At 70.7% G+C, this 3,767-nt stretch carries 3 protein-coding genes; 1 reads left to right on the forward strand and 2 read right to left on the reverse strand.

Translation table 11 applies throughout. The annotated features are described in order from the left end of the window. Positions 1–2 precede the first annotated feature (2 nt). Together E1265_RS34835 and E1265_RS34840 are read right to left on the reverse strand one after the other, a co-directional pair. Complete coding sequence (locus tag E1265_RS34835) at positions 3–1,088, reverse strand: S1 family peptidase (protein WP_243741331.1); 1,086 nt, start codon at positions 1,086–1,088, stop codon at positions 3–5. A 544-nt stretch (positions 1,089–1,632) separates the two neighbouring features. Next, positions 1,633–2,553, reverse strand: coding sequence for a S1 family peptidase (locus E1265_RS34840; protein ID WP_132934955.1), 921 nt, complete (start codon positions 2,551–2,553; stop codon positions 1,633–1,635). 372 nt (positions 2,554–2,925) lie between these two features. Between E1265_RS34840 and sepF the strand changes: the two genes are divergently transcribed. Continuing rightward, positions 2,926–3,369: a cell division protein SepF gene (sepF, locus tag E1265_RS34845; protein ID WP_132934956.1), complete on the forward strand. Its 444-nt coding sequence runs from the start codon at positions 2,926–2,928 to the stop codon at positions 3,367–3,369. Positions 3,370–3,767: the final 398 nt, after the last annotated feature.

Here is a 3,767-nt window from a genome sequence, read left to right on the forward strand (position 1 = left end):
CGCTACGGGAGCGTCGCTCCGACCGCGGCCAGCGCGTCCGTCACCGGGTAGAAGAACGTCGTGCCGCCGGACGTGCAGTCGCCGCTGCCACCCGACGTCAGCCCGATCGCCTCGCCGTCGGTGAACAGCGCACCGCCACTGTCACCCGGCTCCGCGCAGACCGTGGTCTGGATCGTGCCCTCGACCGTGCCCTGCGGGTAGCTCACCGACACGTCGACGGCGGTGACGACGCCGTCGTGCAGCCCGGTGGTGCTGCCGCTGCGCTGCACCGGCTGGCCGACCACGGCCTCGCCCGCGCCGGTGATCTCCTGGACCGTGCCGTCGTAGAGGTTGACCTCGCTCGGGGCGTCGACCTCGCCCTCGTACTCGACCAGCGCGAAGTCGGCGCCGGGGAACTGGCTCTCGGTCATGGCGCCGATGGGCGCGCCGCCCGCCTCGTCGGCCCAGGTGCTACCGGTCTCGCCGCAGTGTCCCGCGGTCAGGAAGCCGGGCGTGCCCGTGGCCGTCGTCACGTTGAAGCCGAGGGAACAGCGGGCGCCGGAGGAGAAGATCGCGTCGCCGCCGGCGACGAAGGGTTGGAACTGGCCGCCCACGGTCTCGAAGGTCGCGGCGTCGCCGAGCGCGGCCACCGACTCCTCGACCGCCGCGAGCGCGTCGCCCTGGACGGTCTCGTCGACGCTGACCTTGACCGTGTTGGTGACCGGGTCGACCGTCCAGGCGGTGCCGGGGACGGCGAACTCGGAGACCTGCGACCGCACCTCGGCCAGTTCGTCGAGCGAGTAGTCGACCATCCGGGCCTCGGCGCCCGACTCCTCGACGGCGGACCTGGCCGACTCGTCCACCAGGTTCACCACCAGGGTGCCCGCCTCGGCGTCGTAGTAGGAGCCGGCGAGGGCGTCATCGAGCTCTCCGAGGAGGTTCGAGGCGAGCTCGCCCGCCTCGCCGGAGGTCAGCACGGTGGGGATGGCCTCGTCCGGAGCGGTGGGGGTCGCGTTCGCCTGTGCGACAGCGAACGTTCCGGCTACGAGGGCGACGATTCCGGCTGAGGCGGCCCAGAGGCGGCGGTTGGACGTTCGTCGGTGTGTCACGCTCTTTTCCTCCTGTGGGGGTTGGAGCACTGCGCTCCGGAGAGAGGGCACAGACCTGGCCACCCCCGTCGAGGTGGAGCCGTCCATGCCAAGCGGTGCTGGCGAGTATTCCCAGCCCGCGTCGACCGGCGCAAGGCTCAGATCTTGCCCCGGCCATACGATCACACCGGCTGCCGTAATGCGCGTAAACCATCCACAACACTCCGCACTTTGCCACCGGAGACCGACACGTCTTCCCCCGCCGGGGACGGCTCGTACGCACGCGCGTAGCCGCCTCGCGCCAGGTCGTCACGCCAGGTCGAGGACTAGACCTGTCTGGAAATAGACCCTCACGTCTCCACACCTCTGCGGGATGTTGATACTTCGAGCCGTGCACGCGTGAGATGGGCCACACGATGCTCCCGGAACGGTCAACAACCCGGCGCATCCGCTGGGTTGTGCGGACGCTCGTGCACGGCGCGTGCCGGCGCCCGGACGCGCACAGACGACCGCCCCCGCCCGGCGGACCGGGCGGGGGCGGTCGGTGGGCCCGCCGGCGCCTGGATCAGCCGATGGAAGCGCCGTAGGCGTTCAGGGCCTCGACGACCGGCTGGTAGTACGTCGTGCCGCCGACGGAGCAGTTGCCGCTACCGCCGGAGGTGAGGCCGATGGCGGTGTTGCCGGAGAACAGCGCGCCGCCGCTGTCGCCCGGCTCGGCGCACACGTTGGTCCGGATCAGACCGGAGACGATGTCGCCGCCACCGTAGTTGACGGTGTAGTTGAGCCCGGTGACCGAGCCGCTGCGCAGGCCGGTGGTGGAACCGCTGCGCTGCACGGCGAGGCCGTTGGTTGCGTTGGCCGCACCGGTGATGGCACGCGTGGTCCCGTTGTACAGGTTGACCGAGCTCGGCCGGGACAGCGAGGTGTTGCTGACCCGGATGATGCCGTAGTCGTTGCCCGGGAAGCTGCTGCCGGCCGTGGGGCCGATCGAGGTGCTGAGGCCCGAGTTGGTGTACCAGCCCGGGTTGCCATCGGTGCAGTGGCCGGCGGTCAGGGCGTAGGGGGTACCGCCGATGTTGACGTTGAAGCCAAGCGAGCAGCGCCAGCCGAGGGAGGCGTAGATGGCGTCGCCACCGGCGATGTAGCGCTGGAGGGTGCCCTCGGTGCGCTCGACGGAGATGGCACCGCTGAGGCTGCCTGCGCTCTGCCTGATCTCGTTGATCTCGGCGGCGGTGACGGACTCGTCAGCCGTGACGACAACGCGGTTCGTCGACTTGTCGACGGTCCAGGCGGTGCCGGCCACATTGGCCTCGAGTACGGCGTCGCTCGCCGAGGTCAGCTGGGCCGCGCTGAAGGTGGAGACGGGCTCGGCCTGGGCGGCGTTCGGAAGGGCGAACGCGGCGGCGGCCAGCAGACCCGAGGACGCGGCGATCAGCCGGAGCCGTCGGGACGTGCCTCTGTGGGGGTTCCTGCGCTTCAAACTCACTTGTACTTCCTCCAGTAAGGAATCCGGGGCCCGTTGGGTAGGCGGGCCCGTGAGGCGTGGCCAGGAGCACGCTGTGGGGGCATGCTCCTGACAAGCGCTGCCGAGAGTCTCCTCACCGCCAGCCCCGTTGAAAAGAACGCCTTTCGGCCAGCCCGGACGCATCGGTCTCACTCGTTCGGCGGAGACCGGAATACCTCACACAGCGTCAGCGGACGGATACTGCATCCGTGCTGCTGACGGAGCGCGCCGAATGCACCAGAACCGTCACGAAAAGCGATTCCTTTGGCTATCCCCTTGGCGCATTGTCAGCATCATGGACCACGATAGGCATGCGGATGGGTACAGGGCCGCGAGAGGAGAAAGGAGGAGTCCATGGGATCGGTGCGTAGGGCGAGTGCCTGGCTGGGCCTCGTCGATGACAGCGAGATGCGTTACTACGACGACGAGTACGCCGAGGGTCCGGAGCCCGGCGACAACGCGGGGCCGTGGACCACCGACCCGCGAGTCCGGGTGGCTGCCGAGGTCGCGCACGACCAGGGCGGTCGCATCGCGACGATCACTCCGGACGGCTTCCGGGACGCTCGTCGCATCGGCGAACTCTTCCGCGACGGAATCCCGGTCGTGGTCAATCTGACGGTGCTCGACTCCGCCGACGCCAAGCGCGTCGTGGACTTCGCGGCCGGGCTCACGTTCGGCCTGCGCGGCACGATCGAGCGGGTCGCGAACCGGGTCTTCCTGTTGACCCCCGCCGAATACGAGATCGTCAGCGACGAGCGCCGCCGCCCGACCGAGGACGGCTTCTTCAACCAGAGCTGAGCCCGGCCGGGCCGGGCCGGGCCGGCCGCGCCGGCGGCTTGCGGCCACGCCTCCGGCGTCGGCACGCCGCGGCTCGCATGGCCGCGCGCCCACGCCGGAACGGGATGGCCAACGACGTGGCGCCGGCCTCAGGCCCGCCGCCGGCCGGCACGCGGAGCGCCGCCGCCTCGCGGCCAGCCGAGGCGTCGAAGTCACCCGGCACGGCCAGCCACCCCGCACGCGGAACGCCACAGGCCATGTCGGCGGCTCACCCCCCGGTAACTGCCTGAGGCTCCGCCCGGACCGGCCGGCGCGGCCGATGGCCACGCCGGGGCGGCGAAGCCGCCCGGCCCGGCCGGCCACGACCCGCAGGGCCCAACCCCTGTCTCTGATACACATCTCACGCCGCCGACGACTTA

This window comes from Streptomyces sp. 8K308 (assembly GCF_004348315.1).
GTDB lineage: Bacteria > Actinomycetota > Actinomycetes > Streptomycetales > Streptomycetaceae > Streptomyces.

What these genes read in the sequence shown, in the direction of transcription:
- sepF (WP_132934956.1), top strand. Translation starts at nt 2,926, where the DNA reads ATGGGATCGGTGCGTAGGGCGAGTGCCTGGCTGGGCCTCGTCGATGAC.